This window comes from Sphingobium sp. YR768 (assembly GCF_900111125.1).
Lineage (GTDB): Bacteria > Pseudomonadota > Alphaproteobacteria > Sphingomonadales > Sphingomonadaceae > Sphingobium.
In genome coordinates this window covers 121,816-139,105 of sequence record NZ_FOGE01000005.1, presented here as the reverse complement: position 1 = coordinate 139,105, position 17,290 = coordinate 121,816, and the positions used below count along the sequence as shown (strand labels likewise).

The following is a 17,290-nucleotide window of genomic DNA, read 5'->3' as shown; positions in this document are numbered from 1 at the left end:
TCCAGTGAACGAATATGATGGACCCAGACCATGAACTGTTCGTGTGTATAGTGGACGAAGGCGGTCTGGCGGCCGCCGGGCGCAGGCTGCACATATCGCCCGCGATGATGTCGAAACGCCTCGCCCGACTGGAAGAAAGGTTGGGCGCAAAGCTGGTCCATCGCACCACCCGGCGACTGGCGCTGACCCCGGCGGGCGAGAGACTCCACACCGACCTGCGCGGCATATTGGCTGCACTGGATGAGGCGGAACGGCGCGTGTCGGGCGCTTCGGCCATGGCCAGCGGCCCGCTGCGCATCACCGCGCCGACCTCCTTCGGGCGCATGCATCTGGCGCCCTATCTGCCACGCTTCATCGACGCCCATCCGAAGGTCGAACTGACCGTCGACCTGTCGGATGTTTTCGCCGACCTGATCGAAAGCCGGGCCGATCTCGCCATTCGCATCACCGCCGATCCGGGGCCGGGCCTTACAGCGCAGCGACTGGCGACCAATCGCCGCATCCTCTGCGCATCGCCCGCCTATCTGGCGCAGCATGGCACGCCCGACCGCATCACCGATCTGAAGGATCATCGCCTGCTCGCCGCCGAAGGACAAATGCCTTGGCGGCTGATCGGCCCCAAAGGCCCCGCCAGTGTCGAAGGGCGCAGCCATGTCCGTACCAACAGCAGCGAACTGGTGCGTGAACTGACGCTGGCGGGTGGAGGCATCGCACTGCGGTCACTATGGGACATTAGCGAAGCTTTGCTGCGTGGCGACGTGCAGCAAATTCTTCCCGCCTATGAAGGGTCCAGCAACGTCGGCCTGTTCGCGGTGCAGTTGCCGCAAGCCAATCCGCCGCGCGCCATCAGTGCCTTCATCGACTTTCTTGTTACAATTTATGTCCCGGTGCCACCTTGGGAAGCGTTGGGGGAACGCACTGTCTTGCCCTAGCGGAACCAAGGCTCTAAGGCCGCGGGCATGGACGACAACACCCGCCGCGCCGCCCTTGACTATCACCGCTATCCCCAGCCCGGTAAGCTCCGCATAGAGCCGACCAAGCGCATGGTGAACCAGCGCGACCTTGCGCTGGCCTATTCGCCGGGCGTGGCCGCGCCCTGCGTGGAGATCGCCGCCGATCCCGACAAGGCGATGGACTATACCGCGCGCGGCAATCTGGTCGCCGTCATCTCCAACGGCACCGCCGTTCTGGGCCTGGGCGCGATCGGCGCGCTGGCCTCCAAGCCGGTGATGGAGGGCAAGGCCGTCCTCTTCAAGAAATTCGCCGACATCGATGTGTTCGACATCGAAATCGACACAACCGACGCGGATGCCTTCGTGGATGCCGTCGCGCTGATGGAGCCGACTTTCGGCGGCATCAATCTGGAAGATATCAAGGCGCCCGAATGTTTCGAGATCGAGCGCCGCCTGAAAGAACGGATGAACATTCCGGTCTTTCATGACGATCAGCATGGCACCGCCATCGTCGTCGCCGCCGCCGTGCGCAACGCGCTGGTGTTGCAGGGCAAGACGCTGGCCGACGCGAAGCTGGTGACGTCGGGCGCCGGCGCCGCCGCGCTCGCCTGCGTCGACCTGCTGGTGTCGATGGGCCTGCCGATCGAAAACGTCACGATGACCGACAAGGATGGCGTCATCCATTCGGGCCGCGAAGGCATGCTGCCCAATATGGCGCGCTATGCCCGCAACACCAACGCGCGCACCCTGCCCGACGTTCTGCCAGGCGCCAATCTGTTCCTGGGCCTGTCGGCGCCGGGCGTGCTGAAGCCCGAATGGCTGCCGCTGATGGCGCCCAATCCGCTGATCTTCGCGCTCGCCAATCCGGAGCCGGAAATCCGCCCGGAGGCCGCTCGCGAAGTGCGCCCGGACGCGATTATCGCCACTGGCCGGTCGGACTATCCGAACCAGGTCAACAACGTCCTGTGCTTCCCCTATATCTTCCGCGGCGCGCTGGATGTCGGCGCGACGCAGATCAACGAAGCGATGAAGGTCGCCGCCGCTGATGCCATCGCCGCCCTCGCCCGCATGCCCGCGCATGACAGCGTGGCGCAGGCCTATGGCGGCCGCAAGCTGGTGTTCGGCGCCGACTATATCATTCCCACGCCCTTCGACCCGCGCCTGATCGGCGAGATCGCTGTCGCCGTCGCCAGGGCGGCGATGGACAGCGGCGTCGCGAAGAAGACGCTGAACCTCGAAGACTATAAACGCAGCCTGACCCGCCAGAGCACGCGGTCGGGCCAGTTGATGCTGCCCGTGTTCGAAGCCGCCCGTGGCAGCGCCTGCCGCATCGCCTATGGCGAGGGCGAGGATGACCGCGTGCTTCGCGCGATCAGCGATGCGCTGGACGAAGGCATCGTCCGCCCGGTCATCGTCGGCCGCCGCCGCATCCTGCAACAGAAATTGCCGGAATTGGGCCTGCGCCTCAATCTCGACACCGATGTCGAACTGATCGATCCGGAAACCGATCATCTGGTCATGGGTGAACTGGTGGAGGCCTATCGCGCGGTCGCCGCACGCAAGGGCGTGCCGGCCGACGAAATCCTGCGCCATGTCTATCGCCGCCCCACCATCACCGCAGCGATGCTGCTGCACACCGGTCGCGTCGATGCCGCGCTTGTCGGTGGCCGGTCCGAATATTGGGGCCAGGTCGAACATGTGCTGCGCATCATCGATCGCGCGCCCGATCACAGCCGCGTCTATGCGCTGTCGGGTCTGATCCTGGACGCAGGCGCGCTGTTCATCACCGACACCCATATGGTGCCAGATCCGACGCCAGAACAGATTGCGGAAATGACGCTGGCGGCTTCGGCCGAATTGCAGCATTTCGGCCTGACCCCGCGCGTGGCGCTGCTGTCCCACTCCAATTTCGGGGCCTCGCACACCGACAGCGCGCGCAAGATGCGCAAGGCGCTCCATCGGGTGCGCGAAGCCGCGCCCGATCTGGCGGTAGATGGCGAAATGCATGCAGACGCAGCGCTCAGTCAGTCGCTGCGCGAACGGCTGATCCCCGATTCGCGCTTTGAAGGCCCGGCTAACCTGCTCGTCATGCCGAACCTTGATGCGGCGAACATCACGCTGACCGCGCTGTCGGCCTCGTCCAGTTCGCCGACGGTCGGCCCGATGCTGATGGGCCTGACCAAGCCGATCCATGTGCTGACGCCCGGCGTAACGTCGCGCGGCATCCTGAACCTGACGGCAATCGCGGCGGCGGAAGTGGCGCGGGAAGGCTGAGCTTAACCTTTCCCGTCTATCCTGCCACGCGAATGGAGGCATGAAGACGAAGATGGCGGGTTTTGGACCGAAGCTGGCGATCGGCGGCGTATTGGCGGTGACGGCGCTGGTGGTCGGCGCGTCGATCGACTGGCGCGCGTTCGCCGGAAAGGCCAAGCCGCAAGCGCCCGCAGCAGCGGCGAAGGCCGATGCAGCGCCGCCCCCTGCCTCGCCCAAGCCCCCAGCCAAGCCTGCCGAACTGCGCAGCGATCAGGGCATGACCGTCGATCCCAACGCCCTTCGCGTGAAGCGCGTGCTGAAGATCGACGGTCCGTTCCGCCATGGCGATTATGCCTGGGACGAAAATGGCGCGCCCAAGACAGGCCGCGTCATCATCACCGTAGACCTGCGGGCGCAAACCCTGTCGGTGTTCCGCGACGGCTATGAAATCGGCGCGGCCGTCATCCTCTATGGCGCGACCGACAAGCCCAGCCCGAAAGGCGCCTTCCCCATCACCCAGAAGGTCGCGGACTATTATTCGCGCACCTATGACAATGCGCCCATGCCCTTTGCCCAGCGTCTGACCAGCGACGGCGTGTTCATCCATGGCAGCGACGTGCAATGGGGCCGCGGCACCCATGGCTGCATCGGCGTGCCCACGGCCTTTGCGCAAAAATTGTTCGGCGTGACCAAGATCGGCGACCTTGTCGTCATTACCGAGGGCAAGATGCTGGACGTCAGCCAGGCGAAAGTGAACGGCTGACCCGCATCATTGCGGCGCATCCTCGATCGCTGGCTTATGCCCGGCCGTCAGCGCGCTGCCGCCCGAAGCCGCCATGATGCACAGGATCGCGATCCACTGAAGCGGCGTGAGCCGTTCGCCCAGCAAGGCAAAGCCGATCACCGCCCCCACGGCCGGCGCGGAACTGACCATCAGGCCGAACACCGGCGCCGGCAATCGCTGCATCGCCTCCATATCCAGCGAATAGGGCAAGGCGCTGGACAAGACGGCAATCGCCACGCCCAGCAGCAGCACATGCGAACTGAACAGCGCCTCAGTCTGATGGGCGACCCCCACGGGCAGGATCAGGACCGCCGCGATCAGCATGCCCCAGGCGACCGCATCGCCGCCCAGCGCGCCGGACACCCGCTTGCCCGTCAGGATATAGGTCGCCCAGCAGGCCGCTGCCGCCAGCGCAAAGCCAACGCCCCACGGATCGAGCGCCGCATCGCTGCGCAGGGGCAAGAGCAGCAGCAATCCGCCGACCGCCGCCGCCAGCCATAGAAAATCGCGCGGCCTGCGCGAACCGAACAGGACGACAGCCAGTGGCCCGATCACTTCGATCGCAATGGCAATACCGATCGGGATGCGGGCGAACGCCTGATAGATCAGGATGTTCATCAGCCCCAGCACAGCACCATAAGCCAGCAGCGGCCAGCGTACCCCTACCGGGATAGCCCGCCGCCAGGGTCGCCGGAACAGCAATAGCAGGATCGCACCCAGCCCCACCCGCAGGCTGGTGATGCCATAGGCGCCCACCACCGGGAACAGGGTCTTGGCTATGGCCGCCCCCAGCGTAACCGATGTCAGCGACGCCAACACTGCCGCAGCCCCGATGATGACGGCGCGCCCGTCCTGCCCGATTTTCCCAGTCCCGATTTTCCCAGTCCCTATTATCCCAGTCATGCGGCCGCTATAGCCGATTATCCGGCAGGCGCGACCCATCGCTTCACGCCAGCGCTTGCAAGATATGCCGTCGCAGCTGCAAGAATCTCATATGAATGCGGGGTTGACCAACGCTGTCAGCAAGCCCATTTGCGGGACTTCCGTATATTTTGCATTGCAGCATGGAGCTTGCCATGGGCGCCCAGCCTCATAAAGCGCACCCCGCGCTCGTCCTGTTCGCGCTTTCGGTCGGCGCATTTGCCATCGGCACCACTGAATTTGCGTCGATGAGCCTGCTGCCCTTCTTCGCCCGCGACCTGCATATCGACGCGCCGACCGCCGGCCATGCGATCAGCGCCTATGCGCTGGGCGTTGTCGCCGGTGCGCCGGTGATCGCTGCCTTTGCCGCACGTCTGCCGCGCCGCACGCTCCTGATCGGCCTGATGGCGATGTTCGCGATCGGCAACGCTTTGTCCGCTTTGTCGCCCAGCTATCATTCCCTGCTGCTCTTCCGCTTCCTGTCTGGCGTTCCCCATGGCGCCTATTTCGGCGTCGCCGCACTGGTCGCTGCCAGTCTGGTACCGATCGAAAAGCGGACTTTGGCCATCGCCAAGGTGATGTCGGGCCTGACCATCGCCACGGTATTGGGCGTGCCCGTCGCCAACTGGATGGGACAGATACTCGGCTGGCGGTCGGGCTTCTTCATCGTCGCCGCACTGGCCGTGCTGACCATGACCCTCGTCGCGCTCTATGCCCCCCGCGACGCTGGTGATCCCAAGGCCAGCCCGATGCGCGAACTGAGCGCGCTCGGCAAGTCGCAGGTGTGGCTGACGCTGCTGACCGGCGCGATCGGCTTTGGCGGTCTGTTCGCGGTCTATACCTATGTCGCGTCGACCATGATCGAAGTGACCCATGTCGCCGAGACCTATGTACCGCTGATCCTGATCGTCTTCGGACTGGGCATGACGCTCGGCAATCTGGCCATTGCCTGGCTGGCGGACCGCGCGCTCAACCGCACGGTGATCGGCGTGCTGCTGTGGAGTGCCGCCGCGCTCGCTCTCTTCCCCTTCATGGCGGGCAATATCTGGAGTCTCAGCCTCATCGTCTTCCTGATCGGCATTGGCGGTGGCATGGGCACGCCGTTGCAGGCTCGCCTGATGGACGTCGCCGGCGACGCACAGACGCTGGCGGCAGCGCTGCACCACAGCGCCTTCAACATCGCCAACGCGCTTGGCCCATGGCTGGGCGGCCTGTCTATTGCAGCTGGCTATGGCCTGGTATCGACCGGCTGGATCGGTTGCGCGCTGTCGCTGGGCGGCCTCGTGATCTTCCTGATCGCTATCACGCTGGAACGCCGGCAACCGGACTTCGCACCCGCCGCCGCCGAATAAGCCGCTTTCGTCCCGCCTTACCACCCGATAAGGCGGAGCGATGAACGATCAGGCAAGAGAGACGGCGCTGCGGGACGCCGCTTTGGCGGCGCTGCGCCGTGGCGATATCCGGGTGGCGCTGGCGGCGCTGGACGAGATGACCGATCCGCCGGCGATGCTACTGGCGCAGGCGCATAATCGCAATGGCGATCTGGATGGCGAAGCCGCCGCGCTGCGCCGCATATTGGATGGCGACATGCGCAATCTCCCCGCGCTGCTCGCCATGGGGCAGAATGCGCTGCGTCGCGGGGATGAGCGCGGATCGATAAGCTGGTACCGCGCCGCCCTGGCTCAAGCCGCCGCAACGGGCGCGCCACCCCAGATCCAGCCCCTGCTTCAGCAGGCGCAGACCAGCATCGCGCAATCCAGCCAGAAGTTCGAATATCATCTGACCAATGCGATCCGCGATCTGCCGCCGCTGCCCCGGATCGCGCAGGCGACCGACCTGCTGCTGGGAAAGACCAGCCTCCATCTGCAACAGCCCAGCATGTTCTATTTCCCCGGCCTGCCCCAGCGCGCCTTCTACGAACGTCCTGAATTCGACTGGGTCGCCCCGATCGAGGCGATGACCGACGCCATCGTCGCGGAACTGGTGGCGGTGCGCACGCAGGAGGCGGAATTCGCGCCCTATGTTCAGACATCCATCGATCGCCCCGCCCCCAATAATCCGCTGCGCGACGATCCAAGCTGGGGCGCTTTCTATTTCTGGCAGAATGGCGCACCCGTAGCCGACAATTCCGCACGCTGCCCGGCGGTGATGGCGGCGCTTGCCCATGCGCCCATGCCGCGCATTACAGGCCGCTCGCCCAACGCCCTCTGGTCGCTATTGAAGCCCTGCACCCATATCCAGCCGCATCATGGCCTGCTCAACACCCGACTGATCTGCCACCTGCCGCTGCTGGTGCCGGATGATTGCGCGCTGCGCGTCGGCGCGGAAACCCGCGCCTGGCGCAAGGGCGAAATGCTGTTGTTCGACGACAGCATCGAACATGAAGCCTGGAACCGCAGCGGCGAAACGCGGATCATCCTGCTGTTCGAAGTCTGGCGTCCGGAAATCGGCATGGAAGAGCGCGAAGCGCTGGCTAGCCTGTTCCAGGCGATCGACGCCTTCGGCCCCGCCCAGATCGACAACGGGGCATAGGGCGGATGATCGGGGAAAGTTGATCCGGGCTTTGCAAGCGCTCGCAACTTCGTTATGATCATGCGCAACAATATAACAGGAGGATGACCGGGGCGCTCCCGCTTTACGGACTTCGCCCATGCCCCCTGTGATCCCGTCTTCGGCGCCGATGCCCCGCCCCCACAGTCTGGCCGAGGATGGCTATGCGATCGCCATCGGCTGTGCCTTCATCGCCATGGGCCTGGTGTTGCTGAAACAGGCCAATCTGGTGACGGGCGGCATGGCGGGCATCGCGCTGCTGCTCTCCTACATCATCCACTGGCCGCCGGCCGCCCTGTTCCTGTTGATCAACCTGCCCTTCTTCCTATTCGCCGGGCGGGCGATGGGGCTGGCCTTCGGCCTCAAGACGCTGTTCGCCAATGTGGCGATCATGGCCGTCGGCCTCATCATGCCCGCCGCAATGCAGATCGCCCGGATCAGCCCGCTCTTCGCTGCCCTGTTCGGCGGATCGATCATCGGCTTCGGCATCCTGGCCATCGCCCGTCATGGCGCGGGCGTGGGCGGCGTGGGCGTGATCGCTTTGATCCTGCAAAAATCGCGCGGCTGGAATGCCGGGCGAACGCAGATGGGCTGCGACATATTGATCCTGCTCGCGTCGCTGCCGGCGCTCAGCTTCGAACGGTTCGGCCTGTCGGTCCTGTCAGCGGCGGCGATGAATGCCGTGCTGATGGTCAATCATCGCCCCGGCCGCTATATCGGTCATTGAGCCTCGCATAGCGGATCGCCGCTGCGGTCCCGTGCGCGCAGCGCCGTGGCGGCATCACTGGCGATCCGGGGGAAGGATACGCCCTCCAGCGATCCCCGCCCTTCGCACAGATCTGCACAGGCCATGTCGACCACGCCCGGCAAAGCGACCTGATCGCCATCATATTGCGCCACGACGATGCACCGGTCGCCGCCCTTGAAACTCAGGATCAGTTTGTCGCCTGCGCGGCGCGCGGTGCCATGCCCCCGGCAATTGGGCTCCTCGCCAAAGACGGCCTCCAGCCCGAAGCGGAATTGCCCATCCTTGCCGGGCATGACGCACAGCGCATCCCGACCCGCTTCATGGCTATGCTGATACAGGCCGACCGGCGAGATTCGCGCCGCATCTGCAATGGCGCCGCTGTCGATCGCGGCCCGTTCCAGACCGGACGTCGGCGCGCTATCCGAAGCAGCGGCATCGCTCCCGGTCGGCGCACGCTGGCACCCGGCCAGCAGAAGAAGGATCGTAAGGCTAGTCCGCCGCATCGACGCTGCTAAGGCCCTCCGCCCCGATCCGGCGGAAGAAACAGGAGCGCGCGCCAGTGTGGCAGGTCGGGCCAGCAGGCGCCGCCTTCACCCAGACGGCATCCTGATCGCAATCGATGCGCAGGTCGCGCACTTCCAGCATATGACCGGACGTCTCGCCCTTCTTCCACAACGCCTGTCGGCTGCGCGACCAGAAATGGGCAAGCCCCGTGTCCACCGTCAGGCGCAGCGCCTGTTCGTTCATATGCGCGACCATCAGCACGTCACCGCTGGCATGATCCGTCACGACAGCAGTGATCAGGCCATCCCGGTCATATTTCGGATTGAGGGTCAGCCCCTTGTCGCGCGCATCATCCATGCGCGCGCTATAGAACATAGCGCAGGATGGTGGGAACCGCTTTTTCGGTATCGGCAAAGTGAAAAGTCCGCCGCCTTGCAGCGGCGCCTTCCCCTTCTAGCTTTCGGAATAATAAGGGGAAATGGGGCGATCGACGGGATCCGAACCCGCGACCTCTGGTACCACAAACCAGCGCTCTAACCAACTGAGCTACGATCGCCACAGGGGCCGTTGCCCCGAGAGAAGGGCCACATATGCGGCCGATCCGCGCCCGTCAAGCGGACAATGACCACTTTATTGCGATGCTCCATTTTCTCCGGGGTAATGAACGGCCTCGCGCCATGGCAGGATCGTCAGATCGGGCCAATATTCCGCCCATCGCCGCGCCTTCGCCTCATAATAGGCCTGATCGATCAGCGTCGCATTGGCCCGCACCACAGGCTGCATCAGATCATCCAGACCAAAGGGTGCGGACAGCGCATCCGGCCGGATCGCGACGGCCGACACGGTGGTTGGAAAGGTCGTGGTCGCATGGATCGCCGATCGATAGGGCGGAATGACCTTCCCGAAATGGTCAGGGTACCACAGATGCACCCGCGCCTCATTCTTCACGTCCAACCGCACCGGCAGGCCGGCATAGAGCGCCTGCAATCTCTCCGCATTCGCCTGCTCGCCCGCCTCCGACAGGTCGCTGGCGTCGAAATAGATGATGTCGGCATCGGCAATGCCGTGGATCGGCGGAAAACCGAATCGCGCGTTCCAGCGCGCCTGCGCCAGCAAACTGCCGGACAGCCAGGCATCAGGCAGTCGCACGCTCTCCCACCGGGACAATAGGGTAGCAACGACGGGATGGCTGGCGGCAAGGCGGCGAACATCTTCTTCCGTCGCCACCGCCCCGCTCATTGCCCGGAAGCCTGCAACTGCGCGCGCAAATTGGCGAGCGCGTCCGCCGTCAGGCTGGGCCGCACGCGGGCGGGCTTGCCCTTGCGCAGGCTGGCTCGGTCCTTTTCCGGCGGATCGACGATGCGGACCCGTACCGGCGCATGGCCCTGCGCCCGGATGCCCAGTTCATCGGCCGCCCCGCGCGACAGGTCGATGATCCGGCCCCGCCCCGCGAAGGGACCACGATCATTGATCCGGACCAGAATGGTCCGCCCGGTTTCCAGCGCCGTCACTTCAACATAGCTGGGCAAGGGAAGCGTAACATGCGCGGCTGTGACCCATTTGGCGCGAAACCGCTCGCCATTGGCGGTGCGATTGCCCGATTCCGATCCGTACCAACTGGCATAGCCCAGCATGTCATAGGTCGGATCGGCGGCGGGCGTATAAGTCACGCCCCGCACCTTGTAAGGCGGCCCGATCCTGACCGGCATGTCCCGCACCGGGCGGTAATTGCCGCCGCCACAGGCCGACAGCGCGACGATGGCCATCATCGCCCATCCCGCCCGCATCCCGGCTCCAGCCTTGCTCATGACGCTTTCATCCCAGATCGCCGGACGCGCCACATATGCGCGCTAGTCCAGCGTTAACGCAAAAAGAAAGGGACGAAGGGCGTTGGCGCCTTTCGTCCCTTTCCACCTTAGACATGCCTGTACGGTTCCGGGCTTTGCGCCGTGGCCGCACTACTCTCCTGAAAAACTTTCCGACCGCGACGCCGGCAGAAGGTCAAACGGTGGGCGCCCGCTTATCGCAGGCGCCCCGCCCGTCAGTTGACCGAATCCTTCAGGCCCTTGCCGGCCTTGAACTTCGGCTGTGCCGAAGCCTTGATCGTCATGGTCTCACCGGTGCGCGGGTTGCGGCCGGTCGAGGCCTTGCGCTGGGAAACCGAGAAAGTGCCAAAACCGACAAGGCGGACTTCGTCGCCCTTCTTCAGCGACGCGGTGATGGCGTCGAACACGCCTTCCACAGCCTTCGTCGCGTCATTCTTGCTAAGGCCGCTGCTTTCAGCGACCGCGCTGATCAGATCCTGCTTATTCATGCCTTGGGAACCCCCTTGTGCTGTTTGTTCGTTAGGAATCGCGGCGTAGGGCGGGCAATAAGGCCCGGTTTTCCGGGCCTGTCAAAGGGAAAGCGACGAAGTTCCCCGCTTCGATCAAAAATTTGCGCCCTGTCGCGCCTGTCGATCGGAAGCCCGGAATTCGCCGCTATTCCCCTCGACTTAATGCCGCAGTGCGGGATCGCCATCCCGTCCGCCCGCTGCCGGTGGCTGGGCGGCCAGGTCATCCTCTTCGGTCCAGGCGATCGCTTCGGGCTTCGTCACCAGAGCGCGGGCCAGCACTTCATCCACATGGGACACCGGAACGATCTCCAGCCCTTCGCGGATGTTGGCCGGAATTTCCGCTAGGTCTTTCTCATTTTCCTGGGGGATCAGCACCGTCTTGATGCCACCGCGCAGCGCCGCGAGCAGTTTCTCCTTCAGGCCGCCAATCGGCAGCACGCGACCACGCAAAGTGACCTCGCCGGTCATCGCCACATCCTTGTGGACGGGGATGCCGGTCAGCGTCGACACGATCGTCGTGACCATGCCGATGCCCGCCGAAGGACCATCCTTGGGCACCGCACCCTCGGGCAGGTGGATATGGATGTCCTTGCGGTTGAACAGGCTTGGCTTGATGCCATAGCCCGGCGAACGCGCCCGCACATAGGAGAAGGCGGCCTGCACCGATTCGTTCATCACCTCGCCCAGCTTGCCGGTCGTCTTGATGGCGCCCTTGCCAGGCACAGTCACGGCCTCGATCGTCAGCAATTCGCCACCGACTTCGGTCCAGGCCAGGCCGGTGACGGCGCCGATCTGGTTTTCCTCTTCCCCCATATCATGGCGGAATTTCCGCACGCCGGCATAATCGGCCAGATTGTCGGGCGTGATGACGACCTTGTCATATTCGCCTTCCAAAATCTTGCGCAGCGCCTTGCGAGCCAGACGCGCCATCTCGCGCTCCAGCGTACGAACGCCGGCTTCGCGGGTATAATAGCGGATCAGGTCGCGGATCGCCGGCTGGGTGACCTCGACCTCGCCATCCTTCAGCCCGTGGGCATCGATCTGCTTGGGCAGCAGATGCCGCTCCGCAATCTCCACCTTCTCATCCTCGGTATAGCCCTCCAGCCGGATGATCTCCATGCGGTCGAGCAGAGGCTGCGGCAAATTCAGCGAGTTGGCAGTCGTCACGAACATCACGTCTGAAAGATCGACGTCGATCTCCAGATAATGATCCTGGAACTTGCTATTCTGTTCGGGGTCCAGCACCTCCAGCAGCGCCGATGCCGGATCGCCGCGGAAATCCTGACCCAGCTTGTCGATCTCATCCAGCAGGAAGAGCGGGTTCATCGTCCCCGCCTTCTTCAGGTTCGACACGACCTTGCCCGGCAGCGAGCCGATATAAGTGCGGCGATGGCCGCGAATTTCGGCCTCGTCCCGCACGCCGCCCAGCGACTGGCGCACGAACTCGCGGCCCGTCGCCTTGGCGATCGAACGACCCAGCGAGGTCTTGCCCACGCCCGGCGGGCCGACGAGGCACAGGATCGGGCCTTTCAATTTATTAGTGCGCGCCTGCACGGCCAGATATTCGATGATCCGGTCCTTGACCTTCTCCAGCGCGAAATGATCCTCATCCAGGATCGCCTGCGCTTTCTTGAGGTCGGTCTTGACCTTGCCCTTCTTGCCCCAGGGCAGACCCAGCAGCACGTCCAGATAGTTGCGCACAACCGTCGCTTCGGCCGACATGGGCTGCATGGCCTTCAGCTTCTTCAGCTCGGCCGTCGCCTTGGTCCGGGCTTCCTTGCTCAGCTTGGTCTTGGCGATCTTCTCGGTCAGTTCGGCGAGTTCATCGCCTTCCTCCCCCTCGCCATTGCCCAGCTCGCGCTGGATCGCCTTCAACTGCTCGTTCAGATAATATTCGCGCTGGGTCTTCTCCATCTGCCGCTTCACGCGGCCACGGATCTTCTTTTCGACCTGGAGCACGCCCAGTTCGCCTTCCATGAAGGCAAAGACCATTTCCAGGCGCTTGACCGGATCGGCCTCGACCAGCAGCGACTGCTTGTCGGAAACCTTGACGTTGATGTTCGCCGACACGGCATCGGCCAGCCGACCCGCATCCTCGATCTCGCGCAACTGCACCGGCGTTTCGGCCGGCAGCTTCTTGTTGAGCTTGGCGTAATTTTCGAACTGCTCGGCGACCGAACGCATCAGCGCGGCGGCTTCCGGACCTTCGGCTGCGATATCCTCGACCGGGTCGACATGCGCGACCAGATGCGTCTCGGTCGCTTCCATGCGATCCAGCTGCGCCCGATGCTTGCCCTCGACCAGCACGCGGACGGTGCCGTCGGGCAGCTTCAGCAATTGCAGGACGATCGCGACGACGCCGGTGTCGTACAGGGAATCCCGGCCCGGATCATCCTCTGCCGGATCAAGCTGCGAGACGAGGAAGATTTCCTTATTGCCTTCCATCGCCGCTTCGAGCGCGGCAACGCTCTTGTCGCGGCCGACGAACAGCGGGACGATCATCTGCGGGAAGACGACGATGTCGCGCAGCGGCAGAAGGGGATATTGCGTAGTCATTCACTCTCCGGGGCCGGATGCGGCCCGTCATGCGGTTCATCGCCTTTATGGGGATGACCGCCGCAGCAATCAATCACGCCTTGTCATAAGGCGGCAATGATGAACATGCTATGATCAGAAAGGCAGCTTGAAACCGGGGGGCAAGGGCAGGCCAGCGGTCATCTTGCCCATTTCGGCATTGCTGACTTCATCCGCTTTCTTGCGCGCATCATTGAATGCGGCGACGATCAGGTCTTCCAGCATCTGCTTTTCCGACGGCGCCAGCAGGCTTTCGTCGATATCGACGCCGACGATCCGGCCCTTGGCCGACGCCTTCACCTTCACCAGACCGCCACCGGCGGCGCCTTCGACCTCCAGCTTGTCCAGATTGTCCTGCGCCCGTTGCAATTCTTCCTGAACACGGCTCGCCATGCCCAGGATTTCATTCAGATCCTTCATAATTCAAACACTCCATTGTTCGAGCTTGTCGTCCAGCTCGGCATCGGGGAAGGCCGCCATCGCCGCCTTGACCACCGGGGTTTCCATAATCTGTGCGCGGGCGTCCGCCGCCTTGCGTTCCTGCTGCTGTTGCAGGGTCATGTCGCCCCCGCTCTGCTCCAGCTTCACCAGCCACCGGGTTCCCGGCGTGGCCGCGTTCAAAGCCTGCTCCAGGTCGCGTTTGAAATCCCCATGTGTCCAAATATGGGTCAATCTTATGGCGACTTCGGGCGGATTGAGCGACACCAAGGCCGCGCAATCATGCAGATGATTGGCCAGCGCCGGCTTTTGCTTGTCGACCAGCGCGATCAGGCCGTTCATGTCGGTCGGCAATGCAGCGGGCCGTTCCGTCGCTGAACCGGGCGCCGCGCTTGCCGGCACAATGGCTGAACCACCTTCCCGCAGCAACCGCGCCAGTTCACCCGGATCGGGCATGGTCGCGGCATGCATCACGCGCAGCAGCGCCATTTCGCAGCTTTCGATCGGCAGGACCGCGCTCGCCACCTCGTCATGGCCCTTCAGCAGCAATTGCCACAGCCGATGGAGCGGCGCGAAGCCCAGTTGCGCGGCCCAGGCCGCAATCGCCTCGCGCTCCTCCGCCGACTGGCCGGGGCTGGCCATATCGCGCCCGGCCTTCACCAGCGTCACCGCATGGGTCAGTTCCATCAGACCGCGCATCAGCGACAACGGTTCGACGCCCAGAGCATATTGATCGCGCACGGCGTTCAGCAGGACGGCGGTGTCACCCTCCAGCAACAGCGCCAGCAGACGCCGCACAGATCCCCGGTCGGACAGGCCCAGCATCTCGCGCACCTGGCTCGCCGTCACCAGCAATGCACCCTCGCCCATCTCCGCATGGGCAATCGCCTGGTCGAGGATGGACAGGCCATCGCGCGCGGACCCTTCGGCCGCCTGCGCGATCAGCGCCAGCGCATCCTCTTCGGCGGTGACGCCTTCCTTCTCGCAGATATTCGCGAAATGCGTCGCCAGCAGATCGGCCGGAATGCGTCGCAGATCGAACCGCTGACAGCGAGACAGCACCGTCACCGGCACCTTGTTCACCTCGGTCGTGGCGAACAGGAATTTCACATGGGCCGGCGGCTCCTCCAGCGTCTTCAACAGCGCGTTGAAGGCGTTTTTGGAGAGCATATGGACTTCGTCGATAATGTAGATCTTGTAGCGCGCCGACACGGCGGCATAGCGCACCGCCTCGATGATCTCGCGCACGTCGTCCACGCCGGTATGGCTGGCGGCGTCCATCTCGACCACGTCGATATGCCGCCCCTCAGCGATCGCTAGGCAGGGCTCGCACACGCCGCAGGGATCGATCGTCGGGCCACCCTGCCCATCCGGACCGATGCAATTCAGCGCCTTGGCGATCAGCCGCGCGGTCGACGTCTTGCCCACCCCGCGCACGCCGGTCATCAGAAACGCATGGGCCAGCCGGCCACGCTTGATCGCGTTGCCCAGCGTCTGGACCATCGCGTCCTGACCGATCAGTTCACGAAAACTGCGCGATCGATATTTGCGCGCAAGAACGCGATAGGGCTGCGGGGAATCGGACATGGACGCTACTTAGCAGGTGCCTGCGCCTGAAATCCAACGGCAAGTGCCGACTTGCGCACACCCTGCCCCAATGCCATCCTCCCGCTGAATATATGGGGGACTATGCAAATGGCTACATCCGGCAATGATGCCGTCAACACGATCAACAGTGCGCGTCAGCAAATGCTCTATGATGCGAACCGCAAATCGACGGGCGTCGCCTACTTGCTGTGGCTCTTCCTCGGAAGTTTCGGAGGGCATCGTTTTTATCTGGGGCAAACCGGCACTGCCATTACGCAACTTTTGCTGCTCATTATCGGCTGGACGACGATCATCGTCGGCGTCGGCATCTTCATGCTGATTGCCTTGGGAATATGGGTTCTTGTCGACGCCTTCCTCATTCCCGGCATGGTACGAGCCGAAAATCTGAAGCTGGCTGACAAGCTAACGCTGTAGAAAAGTAGGAGCCGGAACGACCCGTGACGAAATCACTGTGGCTGCTTCCGTCAGGACCTGACCCGGTTCGCGACGATCACGTCCGCCCGACTCCCGGCGCGGCATATGCAGAAGTGCTAACCGCTTGGCAAGGGGGTCTATAAACTCCGTGCTCCTGCGAAAGCAGGAGCCCAGGATCGAACGCTATGCCCTGCACTCTGGGCTCCTGCTTTCGCAGGAGCACGACATTACCTGATTATTCCAGCCCGCTCTTCTGCGCCTTCGCGACGAAGGATAGCGCCGCCTGCGCCGTTTCCGCGATCGCGGCCTCGGCTTTCTTCGCGTCGACCGTCGGCCGGTCCAGATAGACGGCCAATATATATTCGTCCCCCGTTGGCGACTTCACCAACGCCACGTCATTATAGGCGGTACCGCAGGTGCCGGTCTTGCTGCCCGACGTCCAGCCCGTCGGCAGGCCCGCCTTGATGCGATTGTCGCCGGTGCTGCTGGCATTGAACCAGGCGCGCAGCTTGTCGGCGCTTTCCGGCTTCATGTCGTTGAAGAAAAGGCGCCCCATCAGCCCCGCCATCGCCGCCGGCGTGGTGGTGTCGCGCGGATCGCCCTCTGCATTTTCATTGAGCGTCGGCTCATTGCGATCCAGCCGCGTCACGCTGTCGCCATGCGCCCGCATGAAGGCCGTCAGCCCCTCCGGCCCGCCCAGCATCGGCAGCAGCAGGTTGGCGGCGCTATTGTCGCTCACCTCGACGGCGGCCTGCGCCAGTTCGCCCATGCTCATCCGGCCGCGCTTCTTGTTCTTCTTCACCACCGGTGCGTAATCGAGGATATCGTCCTTGCCGAAGGGGATTTCGCCGCTCAGCCCGAACTTGCCGGCATCCGCGCCGGTCAGCACGGCGGCGGCCATGGGCGCCTTGAAGGTCGAACACATGGCGAACCGCTCGTCCCGGTTGAAGCCCAGCAGCAGCGCGCCGCTCTTGTCGACCAGCGCCACGCCCAGCCGACCGCCCGTCTCCTCCTCGATCGTCTTGGGATTGCGCACCTCCGTCAACGCCGATTGCGGCACCAGATAGCGGGGCGCGCTCGGCATCAGCGAATCCAGCCGTCCGGTCGGCACCGGCTCCTTGGCAGGCGCCTTCTTCTTGTCGGCGGCAAGGGAGGGCGCGGCCAGCAAGGCCAGCGCAGTCAGGGCGGTCAAAGTCTTCATAGCGGCG

17 protein-coding genes, 1 tRNA gene and 1 other RNA gene are annotated in these 17,290 nt (G+C 64.0%); 7 read left to right on the top strand and 12 right to left on the bottom strand.

Going from position 1 to position 17,290, the window contains the following annotated elements; translation table 11 throughout:
* The first annotated feature begins 14 nt into the window (after positions 1 to 14).
* Genes BMX92_RS09115 through BMX92_RS09105 form a run of 3 tightly spaced genes read left to right on the top strand, consistent with a single transcriptional unit; the run spans position 15 to position 3,969 of the window.
* Positions 15 to 932: a LysR family transcriptional regulator gene (locus BMX92_RS09115; RefSeq protein ID WP_093015333.1), complete on the top strand. Its 918-nt coding sequence runs from the start codon at positions 15 to 17 to the stop codon at positions 930 to 932.
* A gap of 27 nt (positions 933 to 959) precedes the next feature.
* Positions 960 to 3,227 carry an NADP-dependent malic enzyme gene (locus tag BMX92_RS09110; protein ID WP_093015330.1) on the top strand — a complete coding sequence of 756 codons (2,268 nt, stop codon included), beginning with the start codon at positions 960 to 962 and terminating at the stop codon, positions 3,225 to 3,227.
* A 40-nt stretch (positions 3,228 to 3,267) separates the two neighbouring features.
* A complete protein-coding gene (locus tag BMX92_RS09105; protein ID WP_093015326.1) occupies positions 3,268 to 3,969 on the top strand; it encodes a L,D-transpeptidase family protein in 702 nt (233 codons plus the stop codon).
* A 6-nt stretch (positions 3,970 to 3,975) separates the two neighbouring features.
* On the opposite strand, the gene BMX92_RS09100 is transcribed toward BMX92_RS09105, so the two are convergent.
* On the bottom strand, positions 3,976 to 4,893 hold the full coding sequence (locus BMX92_RS09100; protein ID WP_093015630.1) for an EamA family transporter: 918 nt from the start codon (positions 4,891 to 4,893) through the stop codon (positions 3,976 to 3,978).
* Positions 4,894 to 5,066: 173 nt separating this feature from the next.
* On the opposite strand from BMX92_RS09100, the gene BMX92_RS09095 reads away from it, so the two are divergent.
* The 3 genes from BMX92_RS09095 to BMX92_RS09085 all read left to right on the top strand — a co-directional run bounded on the left by BMX92_RS09095 (position 5,067) and on the right by BMX92_RS09085 (position 8,188).
* Positions 5,067 to 6,263, top strand: coding sequence for an MFS transporter (locus tag BMX92_RS09095; protein ID WP_093015627.1), 1,197 nt, complete (start codon positions 5,067 to 5,069; stop codon positions 6,261 to 6,263).
* Positions 6,264 to 6,303: 40 nt separating this feature from the next.
* Entirely contained in the window at positions 6,304 to 7,443 is a 1,140-nt protein-coding gene (locus BMX92_RS09090) for an aspartyl/asparaginyl beta-hydroxylase domain-containing protein (protein WP_093015323.1), read from the top strand.
* A 118-nt stretch (positions 7,444 to 7,561) separates the two neighbouring features.
* Positions 7,562 to 8,188: a YitT family protein gene (locus BMX92_RS09085; protein ID WP_093015319.1), complete on the top strand. Its 627-nt coding sequence runs from the start codon at positions 7,562 to 7,564 to the stop codon at positions 8,186 to 8,188.
* On the opposite strand, the gene BMX92_RS09080 is transcribed toward BMX92_RS09085, so the two are convergent.
* The 9 genes from BMX92_RS09080 to BMX92_RS09040 all read right to left on the bottom strand — a co-directional run bounded on the left by BMX92_RS09080 (position 8,182) and on the right by BMX92_RS09040 (position 15,647).
* The gene (locus tag BMX92_RS09080) at positions 8,182 to 8,712 is read right to left on the bottom strand and encodes a hypothetical protein (protein WP_093015316.1); all 531 of its coding nucleotides are present in this window, start codon (positions 8,710 to 8,712) and stop codon (positions 8,182 to 8,184) included. The genes BMX92_RS09085 and BMX92_RS09080 overlap by 7 nt on opposite strands.
* Positions 8,699 to 9,070: a phosphoribosyl-AMP cyclohydrolase gene (hisI, locus tag BMX92_RS09075; protein WP_093015625.1), complete on the bottom strand. Its 372-nt coding sequence runs from the start codon at positions 9,068 to 9,070 to the stop codon at positions 8,699 to 8,701. The genes BMX92_RS09080 and hisI overlap by 14 nt, the downstream gene beginning before the upstream one ends.
* Before the next feature lie 122 nt (positions 9,071 to 9,192).
* Positions 9,193 to 9,269: transfer RNA gene (locus BMX92_RS09070), tRNA-His, on the bottom strand.
* Between the two features lie 74 nt (positions 9,270 to 9,343).
* Positions 9,344 to 9,940, bottom strand: coding sequence for a nucleotidyltransferase family protein (locus tag BMX92_RS09065; RefSeq protein WP_218145746.1), 597 nt, complete (start codon positions 9,938 to 9,940; stop codon positions 9,344 to 9,346).
* 8 nt (positions 9,941 to 9,948) lie between these two features.
* Positions 9,949 to 10,521 (bottom strand): septal ring lytic transglycosylase RlpA family protein, encoded by a 573-nt coding sequence (locus BMX92_RS09060; protein ID WP_256213332.1) that lies wholly within the window; start codon positions 10,519 to 10,521, stop codon positions 9,949 to 9,951.
* 233 nt (positions 10,522 to 10,754) lie between these two features.
* Entirely contained in the window at positions 10,755 to 11,027 is a 273-nt protein-coding gene (locus BMX92_RS09055; RefSeq protein WP_093015310.1) for an HU family DNA-binding protein, read from the bottom strand.
* A 180-nt stretch (positions 11,028 to 11,207) separates the two neighbouring features.
* The gene (gene lon / locus BMX92_RS09050; protein ID WP_093015307.1) at positions 11,208 to 13,604 is read right to left on the bottom strand and encodes an endopeptidase La; all 2,397 of its coding nucleotides are present in this window, start codon (positions 13,602 to 13,604) and stop codon (positions 11,208 to 11,210) included.
* Between the two features lie 114 nt (positions 13,605 to 13,718).
* Entirely contained in the window at positions 13,719 to 14,042 is a 324-nt protein-coding gene (locus BMX92_RS09045; RefSeq protein WP_093015305.1) for a YbaB/EbfC family nucleoid-associated protein, read from the bottom strand.
* A 3-nt stretch (positions 14,043 to 14,045) separates the two neighbouring features.
* Positions 14,046 to 15,647 carry a DNA polymerase III subunit gamma/tau gene (locus BMX92_RS09040; RefSeq protein WP_093015303.1) on the bottom strand — a complete coding sequence of 534 codons (1,602 nt, stop codon included), beginning with the start codon at positions 15,645 to 15,647 and terminating at the stop codon, positions 14,046 to 14,048.
* A gap of 108 nt (positions 15,648 to 15,755) precedes the next feature.
* Between BMX92_RS09040 and BMX92_RS09035 the strand changes: the two genes are divergently transcribed.
* A complete protein-coding gene (locus BMX92_RS09035) occupies positions 15,756 to 16,082 on the top strand; it encodes a TM2 domain-containing protein (protein WP_218145745.1) in 327 nt (108 codons plus the stop codon).
* Here the strand turns inward: BMX92_RS09035 and ffs are convergent.
* An RNA gene (gene ffs / locus BMX92_RS09030) (signal recognition particle sRNA small type) lies at positions 16,083 to 16,180 on the bottom strand.
* Between the two features lie 137 nt (positions 16,181 to 16,317).
* On the bottom strand, positions 16,318 to 17,283 hold the full coding sequence (blaSGM, locus tag BMX92_RS09025; protein WP_093015300.1) for an SGM family class A beta-lactamase: 966 nt from the start codon (positions 17,281 to 17,283) through the stop codon (positions 16,318 to 16,320).
* Positions 17,284 to 17,290 lie beyond the last annotated feature (7 nt).

Excerpts from the sequence above, each read along its gene's own strand:
- lon (WP_093015307.1), bottom strand. The coding sequence starts at position 13,604 with ATGACTACGCAATATCCCCTTCTGCCGCTGCGCGACATCGTCGTCTTC.
- hisI (WP_093015625.1), bottom strand. The coding sequence starts at position 9,070 with ATGGATGATGCGCGCGACAAGGGGCTGACCCTCAATCCGAAATATGAC.
- BMX92_RS09035 (WP_218145745.1), top strand. The coding sequence starts at position 15,756 with ATGGCTACATCCGGCAATGATGCCGTCAACACGATCAACAGTGCGCGT.
- BMX92_RS09045 (WP_093015305.1), bottom strand. The coding sequence starts at position 14,042 with ATGAAGGATCTGAATGAAATCCTGGGCATGGCGAGCCGTGTTCAGGAA.
- BMX92_RS09040 (WP_093015303.1), bottom strand. The coding sequence starts at position 15,647 with ATGTCCGATTCCCCGCAGCCCTATCGCGTTCTTGCGCGCAAATATCGA.
- BMX92_RS09055 (WP_093015310.1), bottom strand. The coding sequence starts at position 11,027 with ATGAATAAGCAGGATCTGATCAGCGCGGTCGCTGAAAGCAGCGGCCTT.
- BMX92_RS09085 (WP_093015319.1), top strand. The coding sequence starts at position 7,562 with ATGCCCCCTGTGATCCCGTCTTCGGCGCCGATGCCCCGCCCCCACAGT.
- BMX92_RS09060 (WP_256213332.1), bottom strand. The coding sequence starts at position 10,521 with ATGAGCAAGGCTGGAGCCGGGATGCGGGCGGGATGGGCGATGATGGCC.
- BMX92_RS09100 (WP_093015630.1), bottom strand. The coding sequence starts at position 4,893 with ATGACTGGGATAATAGGGACTGGGAAAATCGGGACTGGGAAAATCGGG.
- BMX92_RS09095 (WP_093015627.1), top strand. The coding sequence starts at position 5,067 with ATGGGCGCCCAGCCTCATAAAGCGCACCCCGCGCTCGTCCTGTTCGCG.
- BMX92_RS09110 (WP_093015330.1), top strand. The coding sequence starts at position 960 with ATGGACGACAACACCCGCCGCGCCGCCCTTGACTATCACCGCTATCCC.
- BMX92_RS09090 (WP_093015323.1), top strand. The coding sequence starts at position 6,304 with ATGAACGATCAGGCAAGAGAGACGGCGCTGCGGGACGCCGCTTTGGCG.
- BMX92_RS09115 (WP_093015333.1), top strand. The coding sequence starts at position 15 with ATGATGGACCCAGACCATGAACTGTTCGTGTGTATAGTGGACGAAGGC.
- BMX92_RS09080 (WP_093015316.1), bottom strand. The coding sequence starts at position 8,712 with ATGCGGCGGACTAGCCTTACGATCCTTCTTCTGCTGGCCGGGTGCCAG.
- blaSGM (WP_093015300.1), bottom strand. The coding sequence starts at position 17,283 with ATGAAGACTTTGACCGCCCTGACTGCGCTGGCCTTGCTGGCCGCGCCC.
- BMX92_RS09105 (WP_093015326.1), top strand. The coding sequence starts at position 3,268 with ATGAAGACGAAGATGGCGGGTTTTGGACCGAAGCTGGCGATCGGCGGC.